Genomic DNA, 23,035 nt, shown 5'->3' with positions numbered 1-23,035 from the left:
AACGGCGACTCCATAACTTTCAACTCTCAATTCTCAACTTTGAATGAATTTATATAAATCAGGAGATAACATAAATGAGTATTTTTGATGTGTTCGACAGGATTTCCACAAATTCTAATGCGGCAAGAGGTAAAATAGAATATGTAATAGCAGGTCTTGGCAATCCGGGGCTTGAATATGAGAACACCCGTCACAACGCAGGCTTCATGGTGCTGGATATGCTGGCGGAGCAGCTGGGCGAGAAGATAGACCGCCTTAAATTCAAGGGCAAGACCGCCGAGGTGACTATCGAGGGTAAGCGTTGCCTGCTGCTGAAGCCCACAACCTACATGAACAACAGCGGCGAAGCTATTGTACAGGCGCTGGAGTTCTACAAGATAGACGCTGACCACCTTATCGTGGTATGCGACGATATATCACTGGACTGCGGAAAGCTCCGCATACGCCGCAAGGGCAGTCACGGCGGACACAACGGACTCCGCAGTATCTGTGACCTCACAGGCAGGGACGACTTTCCGCGCATAAAAATGGGCGTCGGCAAGAAGCCCCACCCCGACTATGACCTTGCAAAGTGGGTTCTGGGCAAGTTCGGCAGGGAAGACTCTGAGAAAATGACTGAGTCCGCGAAAAACGCCTGCGAGTGCATAAAGCTCATGGTTCAGGAGAAGACCGACGAAGCCATGAACAAGTACAATTCCTAACGGAGAATCAAATGGAACTTTTCAGACAAATATTCAGCGAGCTTGCAGGCTTCAAGAGCCTGCGGGAGGCTGTTGACAAAAACATCTCACCTGTCTCCGTGACAGGTCTTTCCCATATACACAGGGCGCAGCTGATATACGCTCTCAGCGGCAGGGGAAAGATAGATATTGTGGTCACGGGTACAGAAGCAGAGGCGAAAAAGCTCAGCGACGACATAAACATGATGGCAGGCTGTGAGGCGGCTGTTTTGTTTCCGTCAAAGGAGCTGGTATTCACTCCCGTTGACAGTACCAATCACGAATACGAGCATATGCGTATAGCCGCCCTCATAAAGGCGGCTAAAAGCCGTTGCAGCGTTATCTGCGCAAGCATTGAGGCTGTCATGCAGCCCGTTATACCTGTGGGAGTACTCATTGCCGCAGGTATCGAGCTTACACAGGGACAGGAGGTGAACCTCACCGAGCTTGCGGTAACTCTTGCAAAGTGCGGCTATCAGCGCTGCGAAAAGGTAGAGGGTGCTTCACAGTTCTCAATACGCGGCTCTATCCTTGACATCTTCCCTGTGCAGGCGGATAAGCCTGTCCGTATCGAGCTGTGGGGCGACGAGATAGACAGCATATCCGAATTTGAGACCGACACTCAGCGCCGTACGGACTCCCTTGAAAATGTGGAGATATACCCATCGGGAGAGGTGCTCTACGACAACGAGGAGCTTGCGGACAAGATAGAGGAGCTCTGCAAAAAGGTACGCGGCAAGCGCATGGACGCAGTCCGCGAGCATCTGGGGGCAGATGTTCACAGGCTGAGAGCAGGTGAGATACTTGCCCACAGCGTCAAGTATTACCCTCTTGTCTACGGCGAGCCCTCAACAGTATTCGATTACATCGACGGCGCAGTGCTTTTCAGCGATTATTCCGATATTATGGACAACGCCTCAGGCATACTTGCCCGCCATAACGAGGATATAAAGATACTCATGGAGGACGGTCAGCTCTGCAAGGGACTGGACGGCTATGTGCTGGAGCTCCCCGAGGTACAGCACCGCGCCGAAAAGCGTGTCTGCCTCTACATGAGCAGCTTCATGCAGGGCGGCGAGCGTATCGACTTCCGCAGACTTGTCAGCTTCGAGGCAATGCAGACAGCCCCGTGGAGCGGCGAGATGAAGCAGCTCATAGAAGATTTAGAGGAGTACAAGCGCCGCGGCTACCGTATGATACTTGCGGCAGGAAGCGACAAGACGCTCCCTATCATACAGCAGGACATCATCGACAAGGGCATACCCTGCGACCTTGCCGACCATAACATCGAGCCTTCCGAGGGCAGAGTTGTCCTCATGTCGGGCAGCTTCGGCGGCGGCTTTGAGTACCCCGAGAACAAGACCGTTCTCATTACACAGGGGCGCTCTATGGATTCAGTCCGTAAAAAGCGCCGCAAAAAGAAAAACAAAGCCGAGGAGATACGTTCACTTGCGGACATCTCCGAGGGCGACCTCATAGTACATTCTGGACACGGTATCGGACGATTCATCGGTATCCGCAAGCTTGAAATGGACGGCGTCACCAAGGACTACATCACCATACAGTATGCAGGTACGGATAAGCTCTATATCCCCGTAACTCAGCTTGATATGGTGTCAAAATACATCGGTCCGAGAGATGACAGCGGAGTTAAGCTCAGCAAGCTCAGCTCAGGCGAATGGCAGAAGACCAGAAGCAACGTAAAACGCGCTGTCAAGGACATGGCACACGAGCTCATAGCCCTCTATGCAAAGCGTGAAAAGAGCGTGGGCTTCGCCTTTTATCCCGATGACGAGATACAGCGCGATTTTGAGGAGCGCTTTCCCTATGTGGAGACTGACGACCAGCTCCAGTCAATAGCCGAAATAAAGGCGGATATGGAGCGCCCAAGACCTATGGAGCGGCTTCTCTGCGGCGATGTTGGCTTCGGAAAGACCGAAGTCGCACTGAGAGCTGCCATGAAGTGCGTACTCTCCGGCAAGCAGTGTGCTATCCTTGCGCCTACAACGGTACTTGCATATCAGCATTACCAGACTGCGCTCCGCCGTTTTGAGCACTTCCCCGTGAATATCGAGCTGCTGAGCCGTTATCGCTCGCCAAAGCAGCAGGAGGAGATAATCAAAAAGCTGAAGCAGGGGCGTATCGACCTTATAATCGGCACTCACAAGATAATCCAGAAATCCGTAGTTTTTAAGGATCTGGGACTTGCCATAATCGACGAGGAGCAGCGCTTCGGCGTTGCCCACAAGGAAAAGTTCAAGGAGAGCTTTACGGGAGTTGATGTGCTCATGCTCTCCGCAACGCCTATCCCGCGTACACTTAATATGGCAATGAGCGGCATACGCGATATGTCCGTAATAGAGGAGCCCCCTCAGGACAGATACCCTGTCCAGACCTACGTCATAGAGTACAACATGGGTACCATAGCTCAGGCTATAGTCAGGGAGCTTCGCCGCGGCGGACAGGTCTACTATATCCACAACCGCGTTGAGACTATACGCGGCTGTGCTTCACGTTTGCAGGAAATGCTGCCCGAAGCCCGTATCGCTGTGGCTCACGGACAGATGAGCGAGGACGAGATGTCCGATATATGGGAGCAGCTTGTGGAGCATGAGATAGATATCCTTGTCTGCACCACTATCATAGAAACGGGCGTCGACGTTCCTAACGTCAATACCCTTATTATAGAGGACTCTGACCGCTTCGGACTTTCACAGCTCTATCAGCTCCGCGGACGTGTGGGACGTTCCAACCGCAGAGGCTATGCCTATTTCACCTATCAGCGCGACAAGGTGCTGACGGAGATAGCTACCAAGCGCCTCAATGCAATGCGCGAGTTCACCCAGTTCGGAAGCGGCTTCCGAATAGCTCTCCGCGACCTTGAGATAAGAGGAGCAGGAAGTATACTCGGCGGCAGACAGCACGGCCACATGGAGGCTGTAGGCTACGATATGTATTTACAGCTCCTTTCGGAGGCTATCGCCGAGGAAAAGGGCATACAGCCCGAAAAGGTGCCTGAGTGCCTTGTGGATATACAGATAGACGCTCATATCCCCGAGAAGTATATCCCCAGCCTTAATCAGCGTATAGATATGTACCGCAAGATAATGCTTGTCAACGAGGACAGCGACAAGTCCGATCTCATAGACGAGCTCATAGACCGCTACGGCGATCCGCCTAAGTCAGTTGTGGGACTCATCGACGTGTCGCTGCTGAGAAACAAGGCGGCGCATCTCGGCATCACGGAAATATCTCAGAAAAACGGCGCTATGTACTTCTATACCGAGTATCTTGTGCCCGACCAGATAGTGGGGCTCCAGCAGGCATACAAGGGCAGGATAGCCTTCAACGGCGCTGGGAAGTCCTATGTTTCGGTGAAAATATCACCAAAGGTGCGACCCTTCGACATGATGCGCGATACCGTTGAGATAATCTATCAGAACCGAGAAGTCAATGCATAATGCGTAATTAAAGGCGAATCCGTTTATTTGGGTTCGCCTTTTGCGATGACTGCTTAATATGAAAACCATGTGAAAATCATAAAAATTAACAGAAAAGACTTTACTTGCATGACCATTTGTGCTACAATGTTGGTGTAAACAAAGAAGGAGCGCAAGCTCCGTGAGATACATAAAGGAGTGACATTATGAACTATAAAGGCTTTATCGCAGGCGCTATGGCTTTTGCTCTGGCGGCTTGCGCAGCAGGCTGCGGTGACAAAAAGGAGTCCGACAGCAAGCCTGACAAAAATAAAGAGACTACAGCTCCCACAGAGACGACTACAGTGGAGGATACTACAGAAGCAGAGCCGCCTAAGCCTGTAGACGCATCAGACCCCAACGCAGTTACATTTGATGACGGTATTTTCGACTTTGCCTTTGCAAAGAGCGACGACGATGACTGCGCAAAGGGTGAGCTTTCCGTTGTAGAGCTCATGGGCAACAAGATGCTGAAATTTGCCGACGACAACACAGTAAAGCTTGACGGCAAGGTGCAGAAAATAGGTATCAGTGTTACAAAGCTTCTGGGAAATGAAGGCGCTGCAAAGGTTCGCAGCATTGAGTTTGATGTATATGCACAGGCTACAGCAGATCACTTGAAGACCGAGGAGGCTGACGGCGTAAGAGCTCCCGGCTGGATAGGCGGAGGCGGCGGAACTGTAACTGCTCAGGATAAGTGGTACGACTTCAAGGAGTTCAGCGGCGGCGAGTATAATTTCGAGACCTCGGGCAACGTCCATGCGGTATTCAAGTTCCTTCTTGCCGACAGCGGACAGTGCTGGAGCGAGGATATGGAGGATGCAAACTTCCTTATCATGCGCTGGGGCGTAGCAAACGAGTCCGACCTGTACATAGACAATATCGTGTTCTATGATGAGGACGGCAATTCAATACCGCTTCTTGATCAGAAGTCCAAAAAGGAGCAGTTTGAGGACGCGGCAAAGGAAAAGGCTTCCGAGGCAAAGGCTCAGTTTGACGAGGCAGTAGAAAAAGCAAAGGCTGATGCTGAAAAGACAAAGGAAGGAATGAAAGCCGAAGCTGAAAAGACTAAGGAAGAGATGAAAGCCGAGTATGAAAAGGCTGTCTCTGACATGAAGTCTGAATTTGAAAAGGCTAAGGACGATATTGAGAATTCCGATAAGTACAAGGAGATAGACGCGAAGATCAAAGAGGCTGAGGAAAAGCTGAAGCAAGACACCGCTAAGGCAAAGGAGGCTATCGAGGAGGCTTCAAGGGCTATCGAAGAAGCAAAGAAAAAGTAAAAAGCAAAGCGCTTCCGGGCATTTCGGAAGCGCTTTTTTTCATATCAGTCGAAATAAAAAATATCCTCAAACTTCTTATCAAGAGCAATGCAGAGTATCAGTGCCAGCTTAGCCGTAGGACTGAACTGTCCCGTTTCTATGGAGCTGATAGTATTACGGGATACACCCACCATTTTTGCGAGCTCGTCCTGCGAGAGCCTTTGCTCCTTGCGTATCTCTTTGAGGCGGTTTCGGAGTACAAGTGAATCGTCTATCATAGATGCACCGCCTTATGGCTTAAAGCCGAAAAGCTCACATATGGCTATAGCAAAGAATATGAGAAATGTGAAAGCCGAGCTTGCCGCGCAGAAGATGTCAACTGCTTTTTTGCCTTTAACTGCTTTATACAGGTGCATTGAGAATATCATAAAGAACTCCGTTGCGATAACAGCGAAATTCACACGCCACGTAGCGATTATCGAAAGCAGAGTCCACAGGCAGGTAAAGCCTATACTGCACATCAGAGCGAAAAAGGTGCTTTTTTTCATGCGGTCTATCTCGACGTAATCGCGGTTTTTGTTTTCCTGACGGCTTTTAGCGAGTATTTCTTCTTTATTCATGAAATCACCTCATTATAGAACAGATTTTTCAGTAAAGTCAATAATGGCAAGTATCAGAACTATTATCGTGCAAAATCCCCATAATATAGCGGCAGGACGCATTTTTTTATTGCCCAGCCTGAATGCTTTGTAACCGCACATCATGCAGTTCATAAATGCGAGCATTGCCCATAAGCTGTTATTGTTATGACCTGTTATTACCGCTTCAAGAATGAAAAGCACTCCCGAAAAGATCGCAGAAGTTATAATTGCAAATTTGGCGGCGCTTTTCCCGTTTTCCAGTTCGGCAATATCGCGGTTTTTGTTTTCCTGTCTGCTTTTAGCGAGAATCTCTTCTTTATTCATAAATGTTACCTCCCATATCATGCAAAGTTTTGTTGGCAGTTTTTGACAAGTATACTTGGTATGATTGCATTATAGCACTGCCAAGTGTACTTGTCAAGATTTTGCAAAGGAAACTTGTCAGATTTGTAGGAATGCACAATTGAAGACAAAAAAATATGACGGCTTGCACAATAACGTAGAGGGCGCCGTCCCCTACACATAGAAAAAGGGCGGATAATTCCGCCCTTTCTTAGTTCTAAGCTCTTAGCTCTTAGTTCTTAATCAACCCATGATTACCTTTATCTCGTTAACGTCCTTGAGTTTGTCCGCGGGAACATAATTGCTTGCAAGCTTTTCGCCGTTGAGGTAAAGCTCCTTGACACCGCTCTGAACGTGTGCGGAGTTGTCGATAGAGATATTTAGCTTCTTGCCGCGGAAGTTCTTCTCTATCTTGAAGCCGTCCCAATTAGCAGGGATAGACGGAGCGATAGCAAGACCATTAAGGTCAGGACGCATACCGCAGATACCCTCAACGCAGCCTACCATTACTGTAGAAGCTGTACCTGTGAGCCAGTGAACGTGTGAACGTCCCTCATAAGGTGAAGCCTTTGACTCGGTAAACTGACCGTGAACATATGGCTCCATAACACGAATTTCAGCCTTGTCGTTCATAGCGGCAGGTGAGCTTTCGAGGAAGTACTCGAATGCGCGGTCACCGTGACCGAGGAGAGCCTCGGCGAGTATGAGCCAGCCCTGTGACTGTGAGAAGATACCGCCGTTTTCCTTTGTATCAAGGTTGAACACCTGCATGAGAGCGCCCTCGAAGTGGTGGTACTTGTAAGGGGGCTCAAGGAGCTTAGCTCCGTAAGGTGTATTGAGTATATCGTGAACGCTGTTCATAGCCTTTTCAGCCTGTTCCTCGGAAGCAAAGTGTGAGATAACGCTCCAGCTCTGAGGATTGAGCCACATATTAGCCTCGGGATCCTTCTTTGCACCAACGATAACGCCGTTGTCGCGGATACCGCGGATAAATCTGTCCTCGTCCCAGCACTTTTCAAGAGCGCTGCCCAGCTTCTTCTGAGCGCTGTCGAGGTATGCGATGTAATCTGTGTCGTTCTTGTCCTTAGCCATGTCGCGCATAGCATTCATAGCATAGTAAAGCTGGAATGCAACGAATGTAGACTCGCCCTGTGCGCCGAGGCGGAGACAGTCGTTCCAGTCAGCGTGGAGACCTGCGGGCATATCGTGGCTGCCGAGACGCTCCATAGAGAAGCGGATAGCATTCTTGAGGTGCTCGTAAACGGTAGCTTTTCCGCCGCCTTCCTCTGCGTAGGTGATGACCTCATCGAGGAAGCCCTTGTTTCCGCTCTCGCCGAGGTACTTCACGATAGTCGGGAAAAGCCAGAGTGCGTCGTCAGCGCGGTAAGAGGGGTGACCTGTTTCCTTAGCGTAAACGCTGTGCTCATCGTTCTCGTCAGGGCAGGTCTCGTGACCTGCGTTGTGGTCGAACTTGACAAGTGGCAGACCGCCGCCGTTGCTGACCTGAGCGGAGAGCATGAAGCGTATCTTTTCAGCTGCCATTTCGGGATCAAGATGTATGATACCCTGTATATCCTGAACTGTATCGCGGTAGCCGTAGCCGTTTCTCAGACCGCAGTAAATAAAGGAAGCCGCTCTTGACCAGATGAATGTGATGAAGCACTGATAAGCGTTCCATACGTTTATCATGTTGTTGAACTCGTCGGAAGGTGTCTCTACCTTGAAGTTAGAGAGCTGACCGTGCCAGTAGTCCTTGAGCTGCTTTACTTCTGCATCGACCTTGCCTGCTGCCTTGTATTCTTCGAGTATAGCAGCAGCCTCGGGGTCCTTGCGCTCGCCGAGTACGAAGATGAATTCCTTAGTCTCGCCGGGAGCAAGAGTTATATCGCTCTGGAGAGCGCCGCAGGAGTTTGAGTTATAGTTCATAACGCCGCTGCACTTGCCGTTCTCAACAGCGATAGGATTTGAGAAAGTCCTGTAGGGACCGATGAAGTCGCTGAAATTACCGCAGCAGCCTGTAACGGGCTGACCTACCATTCCGAAGAAGCGCTCCTGACCGTTGTAGCCGTTCTCGTCGAAGCCTGTATTCTCGTTCATGTGCTGGATAATGCGGTTGCCGCCCTCAAAGCTTGTACGTGTGATGAACAGTGTATACTGGAGGTTTACCTGATCCTGCTCGTAGTTAGGCTCGTTGGTGAACTCGATGAAGCCGAAAACAGAGAGCTTTCTCTCCTTTGAGGAATTGTTTGTGATCTTAGCTCTCCAGACCTCATAGGTCTTGCCGTAGGGAACGTAGTATGTAGTTTCTGACTTTATATCAGCGTACTCTGCTGAAATAACTGTATAGGCAGTACCGTGGCGGCATTCGCTCTTGTACTTGTCAAGGGGCTTGCCCACAGGCTGCCATGAAGCTGACCAGTAATCAGCTGTATCATTGTCTCTGATGTAGATATAGCGTCCCGGGAGAGCCATATCGGAGTTGAAGCGGAAGCGCGAAAGACGTCCGTTAGCGCCTGATTTAACAAAGCTGTAGCCTGCGGCGTTATTTGAGATCATAGCGCCGTATTCGGGATCGCCGAGATAATTAGCCCAGGGGGCAGGGGTAGCAGGGTTAGTGATGACATATTCCTTATTTTCAAGATCAAAGTGTCCAAACTGCATAAAACATTTCTCCTTCTCATTCTGCCCTCGGACAGTGCTTACCTCAGGCAATAAAATATCATTCTAAGTATACCATGTAATACAGATTTTGACAAGGGGGTGCTGATGAACAAATTATGAACAAAAGCAAGAAAATATCAGCTTTTTACTACTAATCGTATTATATTGTTATAGATTTGCTTATTGTTATTGATTCTGGAGATGTGTTTGTAAAAGCTCCTTTTGTGTTCACGGCTATGATACAGCATATGCAAACTGTGAAGCCGTGAGTGCAAGGTGTGCGGAGAGTATTGATTTTTTCTGCTTCTCAATTTATAATATAGTCAGATAAGCTTATCAATGATACAGGGAAAGTGAGGCGAACAGCCGACAATGAAAATAAGACTACTTGTAAGCGACGAACACTATGACTCAATAGCGTCAGAGCTCATAAAAAAGGGCATAGACATAGACGACAGCGCAGAGCTGATACTCTCCGAGAGCAACGTCACGGTATCACACCTTATAGCGCGGCGCAGCGAGGAGATATACAGGCTCGAAACAAAGGAAATATCCCACATAGAGAGCTTCGCCCATGATATAGTTGCCTACTGCGGAGGGGATGAGTACAAGCTGTCCGAGCCGCTGAAACGTCTTGAGGAGATACTTGACGCAAAGGAGTTTATCCGCGTCAGCAATTCGGTCATAGTGTCCGTATCGCACATAAAGAGCATACGCCCTGCGCTGTCGCAGAAGTTCCTGCTGACCATGAAAAACGGCGCTAAAGTTGACGTTACGCGGACGTATTACTACATATTCAAGGAATTTTTAGGGATTTAAGGAGGGATAGATATGGCAGCAGGAATAAGTATTGCAAGTCTCTTTCTGCCGATAGCTGCTGTTGTGATTATAGTAGCCGCTGCATTTGTGGTTTATAAAGCGATATATAAGCGCAGGATAAACAAGCGCCTTGCAGAGGGCAGGGAAGCAGATATAAAACCCATGATGTCGCCGTTTAAGTTCGTTATCGTCACTTTGCTGGGCGCTGTGGGCGGAATGATATTGATATGGCTAATAATAATAATAGTTTTCAGCGCGAGAATGAACAGTCAGAAGAAAGACATGGCAGTATATCCGAGTTTGAGTTTTTACAGAGATGAGATGCTTGAAGATTCGCTGTTTGCAGGGTATAAATTCGGCGATGAGATAAAGGGCTATAACAGGGTATCAAAGCAGTTCGGCGATGTAAAGCTCGAAGTATACATCATAAAAAACAGCTATGATATGTTCCCGACTGTCCTTGTCGCTTCTGACTATGTCGGCGATAAAGAAACTGTTACATTCTGTGAAGGGGTTAAATACAGCTTTTACAGTGAGAAATGGGGAAACGATGTATGCCCCGATTCTCTGACCGCGATAGATGTAGGCGGCTATAAGGGCGAATTTACATTGGAGCATAATGTGTATTACACGGACGATGCTGAGAAATTGATAAATGAACCTCCCGATGAGAGTTACAGGCTTGATTTCAAGATACATGAGTCTGGCTCCATATCTTGTCCGCAGCTGGGACTTACGGTAGACAGCTGGGACTGAGGAACAAAGGAAATAAACATACAGCAGGCGGCATTTGCCGCCTGTTCTTATACCCGACCTTTTTACAAGGTTGTCCGACCAATTAAGGCGTTCAGAGTGACAAATGTCATTTTTTTAGTGACAAATGTCACTGCGAAAGTGACAAATGTCATCTATACAAACGCAAAAAAATGAGTATAATAAAAGCATAGGGTTGCGCAACACCTGAAACGAATCTGAATCCAAACAAAAGCAGACAAAAAATATAGCGGCAGAATTTTATTTTACGAAAAAGTATTTTTTAATTTTTATTTAAGGAGAAATGATTATGAAGGTTAATTTTAAAAGAATGATCACAGTTTTAGCAGCAACAGCAATGTGTGCAGTTCCAATGACAAGTGCAATGTCCGCAAGTGCGGCTCCGGATGATTCCGATGAATTTGATTTTTCAACTGAATACGAGATGGTGTCAAAAAGCAAGCAGAGCAAGCTGGAAAATGAATTAAAGAAAGTTAGAATTGAAGCGTTTAAGGCAAATATTGAAGAGTACAGAGTATACGAGATAAGTTTGCCAGAGCGCGAACCAGGTCCTAAGCCTGATTATAGTCGTGTAGTGACAGGCGTCAGAGTCGGCGGCAATCGTAATGCTGAATACGTTGCTGTTGTTGCTGAACACAGAGGAAATTCACTTGCGAATTCCGTAGATATTTCATTAGCAGGTACTGCAATGTGGGATATAGATGATCCTTATCCGTGCGGCAACGATCCATATTTCCCACGCGGCGGCGGTCACGGCGGTCCTATCATAATCCGCTGATATTGATAAAGCCAAAGAATAATTTTATGTACAGGTATAGAACAAGGGATTTAATAATTTATATAAAAACTCGCTCCCCTGAGGTCTGGTACACAGGCTTCGGGGGCAGTTTTTTCGGGAACTGAGATTTGACACAAAGAATATTTACTGCTATAATCAATATAAATTCAGTGAAAGGAGAATCACGATGTTCATACCCGAAATACCGAATAACAGCCTTACCGAGAAAATAACCGCAATAGCCGAACTGAGCCGCGAGCTTGAAGATTCCTGCGATTTTGAGTATTCTGCTCCGAATACCGAGGAGGAGATATTGGCGTGGGAGACCGAAAACGACATAAAGATACCCGAAGCATTAAAGGACTGGCTGAGATTTTCGGGATATTCGGATATCTGCAATGAGCTTGCTGTCATAAGAGGAGTGGGCGGCTTTGAGGTCGGCTGTGAATTAGTTCCCGAGGACATGGTCATAATCGGCGAGGTCATAGGCGACGGAGAGTTCATAGGCTTTTCTTCCGTGACAGGAAAGATACTGCGTGAGGATCACGGTGATATCACCGAATACGGTTCATTTTCGGAGTTTCTTGACCGCTTTGTGATACGTATGCTGAGAAAAAGCTGAAAAACTTGGGATTTTTTTGAAAAAAATTCCGAAAAACACTTGATTTTTGCGAAAAACCGTGGTATAATATTTGATGATGATAGTAAAACCAAAGACCGGAAGCCTTCCGGTCTTTAGTATTTATATCGACACATTCAGATTACAGAGAAAGGAGAATCCCGGTATATCGGGAAAAATGCCTATGAAATTCAAGAAATTCGGCGGTACTGAGCAAAAGGTATACGACCTTATCAAGCCCATTACCGACGAGCTGGGCTACTACCTCTGGGACGTCTGCTACGAAAAGGAGGGCGCAATGTGGTATCTCCGCGTGTTCATCGATCAGGACGAGGGCATAACCATTGCGGACTGTGAACGCGCCAACGCTCCTATCAGCGATATCCTCGACGAAAAGGATCTTATCGCTCAGAGCTATATGCTTGAAGTCGGCTCAGCAGGTCTGGAACGCGAGCTTGTCAAGGAGGAGCACTTTGAGGTCTGTCAGGGCGACACCGTAAGAGTCCGGTTTATCAGAGCCTTTGACGGCGAAAAGGAAATAGTCGCACAGCTTGCAGGCGCAGACAAGGACGGTGTGACCGTCATACTCGAAAACGGAGAGGAAAAGAAATTCCCGTTGGCGGATATAGCTTTTGTAAAGCTTTATCTGGATTTTTGAAAAAATAACAATATTTGCTTAAAACCAAAATAAAATATATTGGAGGAATCAACAGACATGAACATGAATAAGGACTTTTTCAGAGCGCTTGAAGCTCTCGGTGAAGAAAACAGCGTAGAGACCGAGCTTCTCATCGAAAAGGTTAAATCGGCAATGCTCAAGGCAGCAAGAAGAGCTTACCCCCACAGCGAGGAGAGAATTTCCGTTGAGATCGATCCCAAGACAAAGAAGTTCGAGATGTATATCAGACAGGACATCATCGACGATGAGCCTATCGACGAGAACGAGGTAAACATCGACGTTGCAAGAACTATGGATCCCAACGCTATGGTAGGCGGCACTATCATGAAGGAGCTGGATATCTCCAAGCTGGGCAGAATGGCAGCCCTCTCCGCAAAGCAGTCCATCAAGGGCGACCTGAGAGAGATAAACCGCGAGCAGATGCTCAGCAAGTTCGAGCAGAAGGAGCATGAGTGCATAACTGCCAGAGTATCACAGGTAGAGCCGGGCAGAGGTACAGTTACCGTTGTATATGACGGAACAGAGCTCTATCTCTTCCGCAACGAGCAGATACCGGGCGAGAACCTTGAAGAGGGCAAGTCTGTAAAGGTATACATCACAGGAATCATCGGCAAGAACAAGAAGCCTGTAGTAAAGATATCACGTACACACAAGGACCTGGTAAAGAGACTCTTCGAGCAGGAAGTTCCCGAGATATACGACGGCACAGTTGAAGTAAAGTCCATATCCCGTGAAGCAGGCTCAAGAACCAAGATAGCCGTATGGTCAAAGGACGAGAACGTAGACGCAGTAGGCGCCTGCATCGGACCTAAGCGTTCAAGAATCACCGCAGTAGTGAACGAGCTCAGCGGCGAGAAGATAGACATTATCCCATGGAGCGAAGTTCCCGAGGAATTCATCGCAAGAGCTCTTGCTCCTGCTGAGGTATTAAAGACAGTCATCACCTCTATGGAGGAAAAGGCCTGCACAGTTATCGTTCCAAACAATCAGCTCTCACTTGCTATCGGCAACAAGGGACAGAACGCAAAGCTTGCAGCAAAGCTGACAGGCTTCAAGATAGACATCAAGCCGCAGTTTGACAATTTGACAGGTGAGGAAGCTCCCGAGATGAGCCCGGACTTCGTAGCTCCCGTATTTGAGGCAGCTCCCCCTGCCGAGGAAGAGGCTGAGACCGCAGAGGCAGAGGATACCGCAGAGGCAGCAGCAGAGGCTCCTGCTGAGGAAGAAGCTCCTGCAAACGAGGAATAATCATGAAGCCTAAGAAAATACCCATGAGAATGTGTCTCGGCTGTAACGAGATGAAGCCAAAGATCGAGCTTATCCGCGTGGTAAAGTCTCCCGAGGGCGATATAAGCCTTGACTTCAAGGGCAAGGCAGCAGGCAGAGGAGCATATATCTGCCGCAGCCGTGAGTGTCTCGAAAAAGCCAGAAAGGCAAGACGCTTTGAGAAATCCTTCTCATGTAAAATAGAGGACAGCGTTTACGAGGTGATGATGAATGAGCTCGGAGAGCAGCCGCAGGATAATTAATCTGCTTGGTATCTGTATAAGAGCAGGAAAGATCGTGAAGGGCTTTGACAGCGCGGTGGAAGCTGCAAAGAACGGCACAGCCAAGTGTCTGCTCACAGCCTCTGATGCATCTCCAAAGACTGTCAAGGAGGTAAGCTTCTACTGCGAGAAATATGCAGTAAAGCACCTTAAAGCAGATGTGAGCAAGTCCGATATCGGAAGGCTCTGCGGCAAAGAGACTGCCGTCATAGCCGTGACGGACAAGGGCTTCGCAGACGGCTTTGAAAAAATAATATGATTGACCGCAGCAATGCGTTTATATAGATACGGATCATAATTTCGCCGTGATATGCATGGCATAGTACAATGGAGGTAAATAAAGCCTATGGCAAAAAAAATAAAGCTTAGCGACGCAGCAAAGGATATCAACGTCCCTGCACAGGAATTAATTGATTTTTTCACTGAAAAGGGAGATAATAAAAAGAAAACAGGTTCTTCTCTCACAGAGGAGGAGATGAACGCTGTTCTTGAGCACTACATGAAGAACCGCTATTCAGTGGATTCGCTGAATGATTACTTCAACTCAAAGAACGATCCACGTCCTGTAAAGGAAGAAGCTCCTAAGGCAGAGAAGAAGCCTGCCGCAAAGAAGCCGGCAGCTCCTGCCGAGAAAAAGGAGAAGCCTGCTCCGAAGAAGGAAGAAAAGCCTGCTAAGGCAGCAGCTCCCGAGAAAAAAGAGGAGCCAAAGCATGAGGCTCCTGCAAAGAAGGCTGAGCCTGTAAAGGCAGAAGTGCCCGAGAAGAAGCAGGAAGAAGCTCCGGTTAAGGAGGCTCCTAAGGCTGAGGAAAAGCCTGCACCAAAGACTGAGCCTGCACCAAAGACAGAGCCCGTAAAGGCAGAAGTGCCCGAGAAGAAGCAGGAAGAAGCTCCCGTCAAGGAAGCACCAAAGCCCGAGGTAAAGCCTGAGGCTAAGACACCTGCACCGACTCACGAAAAGAAGAATGACAAGAAAAAGGACAAGAAAAAGACCGAGCCTGCAAAGGCTCAGGACAGAGGCGAGAGAACAAAGTTCAATGCCTCATTCAGCTCCGAGACAGCACAGACCTCTACTCAGAGAAGAACTGTCGATACAAGAGGAAGCTACGTTGACCTCGATAAGTACAACGAGAGATACGACCAGATGGCAGCCTCCAACAAGCACAAGAACGACAATTACTCCTCCAAGAAGCAGAAGATAAACCAGAAGTCAGCTCAGAGAACACGTCAGCAGTTCTCCAAAAAGGAGTCTGAGGCTGAAAAGCTCAAGAGACTTGAGCTTGAAAGAGCAAGAAAACAGCAGCTCAAGGTGCTTATCCCTGATTCTATCACGGTAGGCGAGCTTGCTACACGTCTTAAAGCCACAGCTACAGAGGTCATCAAGCAGCTCATGAAGCTGGGCGTAATGGCTTCTATCAATCAGGAGATAGACTTTGATACCGCAGCCATCGTTGCAGACGAAATGGGTGCAAAGGTAGAGAAGGAGGTCATCGTTACTATTGAGGAGCGTCTTATCGACGATACAGATGACGACGATACAAACCTCCAGCCGCGCTGCCCTGTTGTAGTAGTAATGGGACACGTTGACCACGGTAAGACATCTATCCTTGACCGTATCAGAAACGCTCACGTTGCCGCAGGCGAAGCAGGCGGAATCACACAGCACATCGGTGCTTATCAGGTAAACGTAAACGGGCAGGACATTACCTTCCTTGATACTCCGGGACATGAGGCATTCACATCAATGCGAGCAAGAGGTGCCAACATCACCGATATCGCTATCCTTGTTGTTGCCGCAGACGACGGTATCATGCCTCAGACAGTTGAGTCTATCAACCATGCTAAGGCAGCAGGCGTATCCATTATCGTTGCTATCAACAAAATGGATAAGGAGGGCGCAAACCCTGACCGTGTAAAGGAAGAGCTGACAAAGTACGACCTCGTATGCGAGGACTGGGGCGGCGACGTTATCTGCGTACCCGTATCAGCAAAGACAGGCGAGGGTATCGACGAGCTTCTCGAAAATGTACTTCTCGTTGCAGAGGTCAAGGAGCTCAAGGCTAATCCCGACAGACTTGCAAAGGGTACAGTTATCGAAGCACGTCTTGACAAGGGCAGAGGACCTATCGCAACACTTCTCGTACAGAACGGTACACTCAGACAGGGCGACGTTATCATCGCAGGCACCGCTGTAGGACGTGTACGTGTAATGACCAACCACAAGGGCAGAACTGTAAAGGCAGCAGGTCCTTCCGTACCTGTCGAGATAACAGGTCTCGCTGAAGTGCCGAGTGCAGGTGATATATTCAACGCAGTTGAGGACGAGAGACTTGCCCGTGAGCTTGTTGAGCAGAGAAAGCACGAGCAGAAGCAGGAACAGTTCAACGCATACCGCAAGGTAACTCTCGATAACCTGTTCAGTCAGATCGCAGAGGGCGAGATCAAGGAGCTTCCTATCGTAGTTAAGGCTGACGTACAGGGCTCTGTCGAGGCTGTAAAGCAGTCTCTCGAAAAGCTCTCGAACAACGAGGTAAGAGTAAGAGTTATCCACGGTGCAGTCGGCGCCGTTAAGGAGAGCGACGTTATGCTTGCAAGCGCTTCCAACGCTATCATAGTAGGCTTTAACGTAAGACCTGATCCCGTTGCAGCCGAGAATGCTGCCCGTGACGGCGTTGACATCAGACTCTACCGTATCATCTACGATGCTATCGAGGAAATATCCACAGCTATGAAGGGTATGCTCGCACCTAAGTTCCGCGATGTTGAGCAGGGACGCGTCGAGGTAAGACAGGTATACAAGATATCCAATGTCGGTATGGTAGCAGGAAGCTACGTACTCAGCGGCAAGGTAACAAGAGGCAGCAAGGTAAGAGTTGTCCGCGACGGTATCATCATCGCAGACGACGAGATCGCAGGACTCAAGCGCTTCAAGGACGACGTAAAGGAAGTAGCCGAGGGCTACGAGTGCGGTATCAGCCTTGAAAAGTTCAGCGATGTCAAGGAAGGCGATATCTTCGAGACATACATCGTTGAGGAGTACCGCGAGGACTGATAAACGAAAATTTCCGATAATGATAAGGGGGAATTTCTTATGGATAACAGCAGAATGAGTACTGCGGATATGTTACAGTACTGCAATGAAGCACTGGCATGGGACGACTTCGGACCTATCGATATATTCTTCTTTGAATCGGTAAAGAAGATACTTCTCGGTCAGTGCAGCGCTATCGAAGCACCCGAGCCGGTCACAGATGATCTCATGGGTATCGAGCGCCCCGTCCGCGATGTGGAGCTCGAACCCGAGTACGGCAACTATGCCGACATCTACTACGGCGAGGAAGGGGACGATGATATCCCCGATTACAGCTTAACAGCTGAGGACGAGGCTTTTTCTGCGGAGATCTTCGGGGGTGGCTTCTTTACGGAGCACGAAGGCGCAGACGAGCCTAAGGCTGAGGAGGCTGCACAGGAAACTGAGACAGCTGACGAAAAGCCCGAGGAAAAGACAGAAAAGAAGACAAACACCAAAAAGACAGCCGAGAAGAAAACTGCGGCAAAGAAGCCTGCCAAAAAGGCTTCCAAAAAGACCGCAAAGGCTGCCGATCCAGACAAGCATGAGGAAACAACAGGGGAAGGCTTTACAGTCAAGCTCTGACCATAGAAAGGAACAAAATGCCTAATTTCAAGAACAGCCGCATGGCTGAAGATATAAAGCGTGAGATGACGGCGATCCTCCGCGAGCTGAAGGATCCGAGAATAGACAAGATGCTCACTATCGTCCGTGCAGACCTTTCGGGCGATATGTCAAGCTGTAAGATATATGTTTCAAGCTTTGAGGGCATCGAAAGAGCAAAAGAGTCCGTTCAGGGACTAAAAAGCGCCGCAGGCTTTATCAAGCGGGAGCTTTTTCACAGACTAAAAATGCGCAAAGCGCCTGAGCTTACGTTTATTGCCGACAATTCAATAGAGAGAAGTGCGGAGATAAGCAAAAAGCTCCATGACCTACTGTAAGGAGTGCATCAGATGTATATAGGCTTCAGTGAGGCTGAGCTCTTTCTCAGAAACTGCGAGGACGCAGTTATATTGACTCATCGCAATCCCGACGGCGATTGCATAGGCGCAGGCTTCGGCTTGAAGGATATCCTGACACAGCTCGGTATCCGCAGCAGAGTCGTGTGCCACGACGTTTTTCCGTCACGCTACAGTTTCCTCACAGATGAGGGAGCAGGGGAGGACTTTGAACCAAAGACCGTCATAGCGGTGGATATTGCCGATACTACCCTTATGGGCGATTATAAAGACATATACGGCGATAAGGTACAGCTATGTATCGACCACCACATCTCAAACAAGAATTACGCGGAGAGAACACTGCTCCGCGGCGATGCTACGGCTGCCTGCGAGATAATCTATGACCTTGCACAGTACATGGGTGTCAAGATAACAAAGCACTGCGCAATGTGCCTTTATACTGGCATTGCCACGGATTCGGGCTGCTTCAAGTACGGCTGCACTACTCCCCGTGCTCATGAGATAGCCGCAGAGATGATGCGCAGCTATGATATAAACTTCGCAAGGATAAACCGCTATATGTTCGACGTAAAGTCTATGGGCAGACTAAAGCTTGAGGCTAAGGTCAACGAGCTCATGGAGTACTGTCTCGGCGGCAAGCTTGCTATCGCTGCGGTAACGCAGGATATGATGAGGGAAATGAACGTTTCTATGGAGGAGCTGGAGGGCTTTGCACCTCTCACTATCCAGCTGGAGGAAACAGAGGTCGGCATACTCATGCGCGAGCGCGAGGACGGAGTATACAAGTGCTCATTCCGCTCGGCTAACGATGTCAACGTATCCACTATATGCCAGTCCATCGGCGGCGGCGGTCACGCAAAGGCAGCAGGCTGCACCATAAACGGACCACTTGACGAGGCAAAGAAGCAGCTCATCGAGGCTGTCGAAAGGGCGCTGGGCTGATGAACGGTATCCTCTGCGTAAACAAGCCGCAGGACTTCACATCATTCGATGTGGTGGCGAAGCTCCGCGGCATACTGCAAATGAAACGCCTCGGTCACGGCGGGACACTTGATCCTATGGCTACGGGAGTTCTTCCCGTATTCGTTGGAAATGCCACCAAAGCCTGTGACATCATGCCCGATAATACAAAGAGCTACCGTGCAGCATTCCGGCTGGGAGCTGTCTCTGACACGCAGGACGTGTGGGGAGAGGTGCGGGAGTGCTCGGATATGGCTGTCAGCCGCGAGGCTATAGAAGCTGTGATACCCGATTTTACGGGAAAGATAATGCAGCTTCCGCCTATGTATTCGGCTGTTCAGGTAAACGGACAGCGCCTTTATGACCTTGCAAGACAGGGCATAGAGGTGGAGCGTCAGGCGCGTGAGGTAGAGGTGGACAGCCTTGTGCTGGAGAGCTACGACAGCGTATCCCGTGAGGGAGTACTGTCCATAGCCTGCGGAAAGGGCACTTATATAAGAACTATAATCAGCGATATTGGCGAAAAGCTGGGCTGCGGCGGCATAATGACCTCACTGGTCAGAACGTCGTCGGGAGGCTTTACTCTTGATGACTGCCACAGCTTTGACGAGATACAGCGCGCAAGGGACGATGACAGGCTGGAAGAGCTGATACTCCCCATAGAGCGTGTGTTTGCAAAGCTGCCTAAGCTTAGACTGGGCGAGGCTCAGACAAGAATGTACAGAAACGGCGTAAAGCTCGATATATCAAGGCTTCGCGGCATACGCACCGGCGTTAGGGAGTACGGAGTCTACGGCTTTGACGGCGGCTTTATCGGTACTGCCTTTGCGGATTTTGAAAGCGGAGAGCTCCGCGTTGGAAAGAATTTAGGGTGACGGCATGGACAATAAAAGAACAGCCGTCGCTCTTGGAATGTTTGACGGAGTACACCTCGGTCACCGTGCTGTGCTTAAAGCTGCTGCTGAGCAGAAAAAGCAGGGGCTCATACCCTGCGCATTTACCTTTCCGCCCGAAAGTACGGCGAATAAGGGAGCAGCAGGCTACATCTACAGCGAGAGCGAGAAGCATTATCTGCTGAGCAGCGAATGCGGCACAGAGCGTATTTTTTCACCGCACTTTGAGGATATATGCGGCATGGACGGCGATACCTTCGCAAGAGAGATACTTCTTGGCAGCATGAACGCAGACTTTGTATGCTGCGGCAGGGATTTCCGCTTCGGCAGAGGAGCTGCCTGCGGTACTGACGAGCTGCGCATATTCGGTGATAAGTACGGCTTCACGGTGCAGACTGTTGACGACGTGTTCTGCGGCGGCGAGAGAGTTTCCTCCACAGCCGTGAGACAGCTTCTCACAGAAGGAGCACTTGACCGCGCCAACGCTATGCTTGGCAGGAACTATATCATAGTCAGGGAAGTCAGCCGCGGCGCTCAGCTGGGGCGCACTATCGGATTTCCCACAGCAAATCAGCTCTTCGGCGAGGGACAGCTTGTGCCGAGATACGGCGTGTACGCCTCAAAAGCCCATGTAAAGGGAAAGACCTATCCGTCCATAACGGATATAGGCATGAAGCCCACCGTGAAATACGGCGGCGCACCTCTTGCCGAGACATATATACACGGATTTTCGGGAGACCTTTACGAAGATCCGCTTACGGTGGAGCTTTGCAGCTTTATCCGTCCCGAGATGAGATTCGCCTCACTGGACGAGCTTCGGGCACAGATCAAAGCTGATATAGCCTCTGCTATGAATATATTTTAAAAAATTCGCTCTGCTTTCACTGTGCTATCACATAGAAGTATTAACATAGTAAGGGTGCGAATAAGCAGCAGGGTATTGCTGCATATGTAATAAGGAGGGTAAAACCCAATGATAGAGGTCAGGAACCTTACCAAGATGTACGGCGACAAGGTTGCCGTAAACAATATTAGCTTCAAGGTCGAAAAGGGTGAGATACTCGGCTTCCTCGGACCAAACGGTGCAGGAAAGTCAACGACCATGAATATGCTGACGGGATACATCTCGTCAACCTCGGGCGATGTGCTTATCGACGGGATCAATATCCTTGACGATCCAAAGAAGGCAAAGGCAAACATCGGCTATCTTCCCGAGATACCGCCAATTTATGTAGATATGACAGTCGAGGCTTACCTCGGCTTCGTATACGACATGAAGAAGTGCAAGCTGCCGAGAAAGGCACACCTCAAGGACGTTTGCAGCCTCTGCAAGATAGAGGACGTAAGAGGAAGGATAATCAAGAACCTTTCAAAGGGCTATCGTCAGAGAGTAGGCCTTGCACAGGCTCTTATCAACAATCCGCCCGTGCTCATTCTCGACGAGCCTACCGTAGGTCTCGATCCGAACCAGATAATCGAGATAAGAACTCTTATCAAGAAGCTGGGCAAGAAGCACACGGTCATACTTTCATCACATATACTTCCCGAGATACAGGCTGTCTGCGACAGGATAATCATCATCAACAAGGGTACAGTTGCTGCTGACGGAACTGCCGACGAGATAGCAAAAAATATCACCAATGAGCACAAGATGGTGATGCGTATCGAAGGTCCTACACATACCGCAGATGACAAGCGCCTTATCATAGAAAAGATAAGGAGTATGGACGGCGTAAAGTACGTCCGCGCAGACATGGAGCGCGAAAAGGGCATTTACGATTATGATATCGAGACCGACGGCAAGACTGATGTCCGCCGTGCCATCAACAAGCTCTGTGCCGATAACGGCTGGAATATACTCATGCTCCAGCTCTCAGACCTCACACTCGAGGACATCTTCCTCAAGATCACTATGGACGAGGGGCTCGGCAAGTCCGACAGCGGCAAGTCAAAGTCCAAGCCAAAGATCGAGATAAAGACTACTTCAAGCGGTAAGCTCAGAGCCGTTCAGGAGGACGATGAGGAAGAAGAATCGTCTATCGTTGACAGCGGCGATGAAGATACAGCCGCAGACAGCACAGAAAATAACGGAGGTGAGGAATAATGCTGGCTATCTACAGGCGCGAAATGGGCGCATTCTTTACGTCGGGCGTAGCATATGTATTTCTTGCTGTGTTCTGGCTCGTATCGGGCATATTCTTCTATAATGGAGTTATCACCAGCGGATTTGCCGATACATCAAATATGTTCAGTTCAATGTTTTATATCGTAATGTTTCTTATTCCTGTGCTGACCATGAAGCTTCTCAGCGAGGAAAAGAAGAACAAGACCGATCAGGGACTTCTCACAGCACCTATAGGCTTGTGGGAGATAGTTCTCGGCAAGTATTTTGCAGCACTTACACTGTTTGTTATTGCTGAGTCTATCATATTTATCTATGCATTCGTCATCAACTATCTCGGCGATATCGTATGGCAGACGCTCCTCGGAAATTACTTTGCAATGCTCTTCCTGGGCGCAGCCTTTATCGCAGTAGGACTTTTCATCTCATCACTTACCGAGAACCAGATGGCTTCGGCAGTTGTCAGCCTTGTCGCTATATTCGTGATATATCTCTCAGAGATGCTCGTATCCGATTTTGAAAACGGCAACATCGTAAAGAGAGTGATATTCAAGGCAGTTTCATCAATAGCCTTCTATTCGAGATATATTGAATTCACAAGAGGAGTATTCAGTCTCCCCAGCGTGGTATTCTTCATCAGCGCAGCCTTCCTCTTCAACTTCTTCACCGTTAAGGTGCTTGAGAAGAGACGTTGGAGCTGATCATCAGAAA

The 23,035-nt window shown here is 48.9% G+C and carries 23 protein-coding genes; 19 read left to right on the top strand and 4 right to left on the bottom strand.

What is annotated here, in order from left to right; genetic code table 11:
• The first annotated feature begins 74 nt into the window (after nucleotides 1–74).
• The 3 genes from pth (at nucleotide 75) to K5677_RS00400 (ending at nucleotide 5,481) form a co-directional block, all read left to right on the top strand.
• Nucleotides 75–701 carry an aminoacyl-tRNA hydrolase gene (pth, locus tag K5677_RS00410; RefSeq protein ID WP_296723409.1) on the top strand — a complete coding sequence of 209 codons (627 nt, stop codon included), beginning with the start codon at nucleotides 75–77 and terminating at the stop codon, nucleotides 699–701.
• Nucleotides 702–712: 11 nt separating this feature from the next.
• The gene (gene mfd, locus K5677_RS00405; protein ID WP_296723407.1) at nucleotides 713–4,180 is read left to right on the top strand and encodes a transcription-repair coupling factor; all 3,468 of its coding nucleotides are present in this window, start codon (nucleotides 713–715) and stop codon (nucleotides 4,178–4,180) included.
• 185 nt (nucleotides 4,181–4,365) lie between these two features.
• Complete coding sequence (locus tag K5677_RS00400) at nucleotides 4,366–5,481, top strand: hypothetical protein (RefSeq protein WP_296723405.1); 1,116 nt, start codon at nucleotides 4,366–4,368, stop codon at nucleotides 5,479–5,481.
• Between the two features lie 44 nt (nucleotides 5,482–5,525).
• On the opposite strand, the gene K5677_RS00395 is transcribed toward K5677_RS00400, so the two are convergent.
• The 4 genes from K5677_RS00395 to K5677_RS00380 all read right to left on the bottom strand — a co-directional run bounded on the left by K5677_RS00395 (nucleotide 5,526) and on the right by K5677_RS00380 (nucleotide 9,104).
• Nucleotides 5,526–5,735 (bottom strand): helix-turn-helix transcriptional regulator, encoded by a 210-nt coding sequence (locus K5677_RS00395; RefSeq protein ID WP_026053000.1) that lies wholly within the window; start codon nucleotides 5,733–5,735, stop codon nucleotides 5,526–5,528.
• A 15-nt stretch (nucleotides 5,736–5,750) separates the two neighbouring features.
• Nucleotides 5,751–6,080, bottom strand: a complete 330-nt coding sequence (locus tag K5677_RS00390) for a DUF6442 family protein (protein WP_296723403.1) — start codon at nucleotides 6,078–6,080, stop codon at nucleotides 5,751–5,753.
• 12 nt (nucleotides 6,081–6,092) lie between these two features.
• Complete coding sequence (locus K5677_RS00385) at nucleotides 6,093–6,425, bottom strand: DUF6442 family protein (RefSeq protein WP_296723402.1); 333 nt, start codon at nucleotides 6,423–6,425, stop codon at nucleotides 6,093–6,095.
• A gap of 261 nt (nucleotides 6,426–6,686) precedes the next feature.
• The gene (locus K5677_RS00380) at nucleotides 6,687–9,104 is read right to left on the bottom strand and encodes a glycosyl hydrolase family 65 protein (protein WP_296723400.1); all 2,418 of its coding nucleotides are present in this window, start codon (nucleotides 9,102–9,104) and stop codon (nucleotides 6,687–6,689) included.
• A 372-nt stretch (nucleotides 9,105–9,476) separates the two neighbouring features.
• Between K5677_RS00380 and K5677_RS00375 the strand changes: the two genes are divergently transcribed.
• From K5677_RS00375 to K5677_RS00300, 16 genes are all read left to right on the top strand, one after another.
• The gene (locus K5677_RS00375; protein ID WP_296723398.1) at nucleotides 9,477–9,923 is read left to right on the top strand and encodes a LytTR family DNA-binding domain-containing protein; all 447 of its coding nucleotides are present in this window, start codon (nucleotides 9,477–9,479) and stop codon (nucleotides 9,921–9,923) included.
• A gap of 12 nt (nucleotides 9,924–9,935) precedes the next feature.
• A complete protein-coding gene (locus K5677_RS00370) occupies nucleotides 9,936–10,679 on the top strand; it encodes a hypothetical protein (protein ID WP_296723396.1) in 744 nt (247 codons plus the stop codon).
• Nucleotides 10,680–10,986: 307 nt separating this feature from the next.
• Nucleotides 10,987–11,475, top strand: coding sequence for a hypothetical protein (locus K5677_RS00365; protein ID WP_296723394.1), 489 nt, complete (start codon nucleotides 10,987–10,989; stop codon nucleotides 11,473–11,475).
• A 187-nt stretch (nucleotides 11,476–11,662) separates the two neighbouring features.
• A complete protein-coding gene (locus K5677_RS00360) occupies nucleotides 11,663–12,097 on the top strand; it encodes an SMI1/KNR4 family protein (protein WP_028514114.1) in 435 nt (144 codons plus the stop codon).
• A 73-nt stretch (nucleotides 12,098–12,170) separates the two neighbouring features.
• A complete protein-coding gene (gene rimP, locus K5677_RS00355; protein ID WP_296723392.1) occupies nucleotides 12,171–12,752 on the top strand; it encodes a ribosome maturation factor RimP in 582 nt (193 codons plus the stop codon).
• 57 nt (nucleotides 12,753–12,809) lie between these two features.
• Nucleotides 12,810–14,021, top strand: coding sequence for a transcription termination factor NusA (nusA, locus tag K5677_RS00350; RefSeq protein WP_296723389.1), 1,212 nt, complete (start codon nucleotides 12,810–12,812; stop codon nucleotides 14,019–14,021).
• 2 nt (nucleotides 14,022–14,023) lie between these two features.
• Nucleotides 14,024–14,302 (top strand): YlxR family protein, encoded by a 279-nt coding sequence (locus K5677_RS00345; RefSeq protein WP_296723387.1) that lies wholly within the window; start codon nucleotides 14,024–14,026, stop codon nucleotides 14,300–14,302.
• A complete protein-coding gene (locus K5677_RS00340) occupies nucleotides 14,271–14,579 on the top strand; it encodes a ribosomal L7Ae/L30e/S12e/Gadd45 family protein (RefSeq protein WP_296723385.1) in 309 nt (102 codons plus the stop codon). The genes K5677_RS00345 and K5677_RS00340 overlap by 32 nt, the downstream gene beginning before the upstream one ends.
• Nucleotides 14,580–14,666: 87 nt before the next feature.
• A complete protein-coding gene (gene infB / locus K5677_RS00335) occupies nucleotides 14,667–17,369 on the top strand; it encodes a translation initiation factor IF-2 (RefSeq protein ID WP_296723383.1) in 2,703 nt (900 codons plus the stop codon).
• Nucleotides 17,370–17,408: 39 nt separating this feature from the next.
• Complete coding sequence (locus K5677_RS00330; protein ID WP_296723382.1) at nucleotides 17,409–17,972, top strand: hypothetical protein; 564 nt, start codon at nucleotides 17,409–17,411, stop codon at nucleotides 17,970–17,972.
• Between the two features lie 17 nt (nucleotides 17,973–17,989).
• A complete protein-coding gene (gene rbfA / locus K5677_RS00325) occupies nucleotides 17,990–18,328 on the top strand; it encodes a 30S ribosome-binding factor RbfA (RefSeq protein ID WP_296723381.1) in 339 nt (112 codons plus the stop codon).
• Nucleotides 18,329–18,340: 12 nt separating this feature from the next.
• A complete protein-coding gene (locus tag K5677_RS00320; RefSeq protein ID WP_296723379.1) occupies nucleotides 18,341–19,291 on the top strand; it encodes a bifunctional oligoribonuclease/PAP phosphatase NrnA in 951 nt (316 codons plus the stop codon).
• Entirely contained in the window at nucleotides 19,291–20,184 is an 894-nt protein-coding gene (truB, locus tag K5677_RS00315) for a tRNA pseudouridine(55) synthase TruB (protein WP_296723377.1), read from the top strand. Before K5677_RS00320 ends, truB begins: the two co-directional genes overlap by 1 nt.
• Nucleotides 20,185–20,188: 4 nt before the next feature.
• On the top strand, nucleotides 20,189–21,067 hold the full coding sequence (ribF, locus tag K5677_RS00310; RefSeq protein WP_296723375.1) for a riboflavin biosynthesis protein RibF: 879 nt from the start codon (nucleotides 20,189–20,191) through the stop codon (nucleotides 21,065–21,067).
• A 108-nt stretch (nucleotides 21,068–21,175) separates the two neighbouring features.
• Nucleotides 21,176–22,306 (top strand): ATP-binding cassette domain-containing protein, encoded by a 1,131-nt coding sequence (locus K5677_RS00305; protein WP_296723372.1) that lies wholly within the window; start codon nucleotides 21,176–21,178, stop codon nucleotides 22,304–22,306.
• The gene (locus K5677_RS00300; RefSeq protein WP_296723370.1) at nucleotides 22,306–23,025 is read left to right on the top strand and encodes an ABC transporter permease subunit; all 720 of its coding nucleotides are present in this window, start codon (nucleotides 22,306–22,308) and stop codon (nucleotides 23,023–23,025) included. The genes K5677_RS00305 and K5677_RS00300 overlap by 1 nt, the downstream gene beginning before the upstream one ends.
• Nucleotides 23,026–23,035 lie beyond the last annotated feature (10 nt).

It is taken from the genome of Ruminococcus sp. (genome assembly GCF_024684275.1).
Note: the sequence above shows the minus strand (reverse complement) of the source record. Positions and strands in the feature narration are given on the sequence as shown.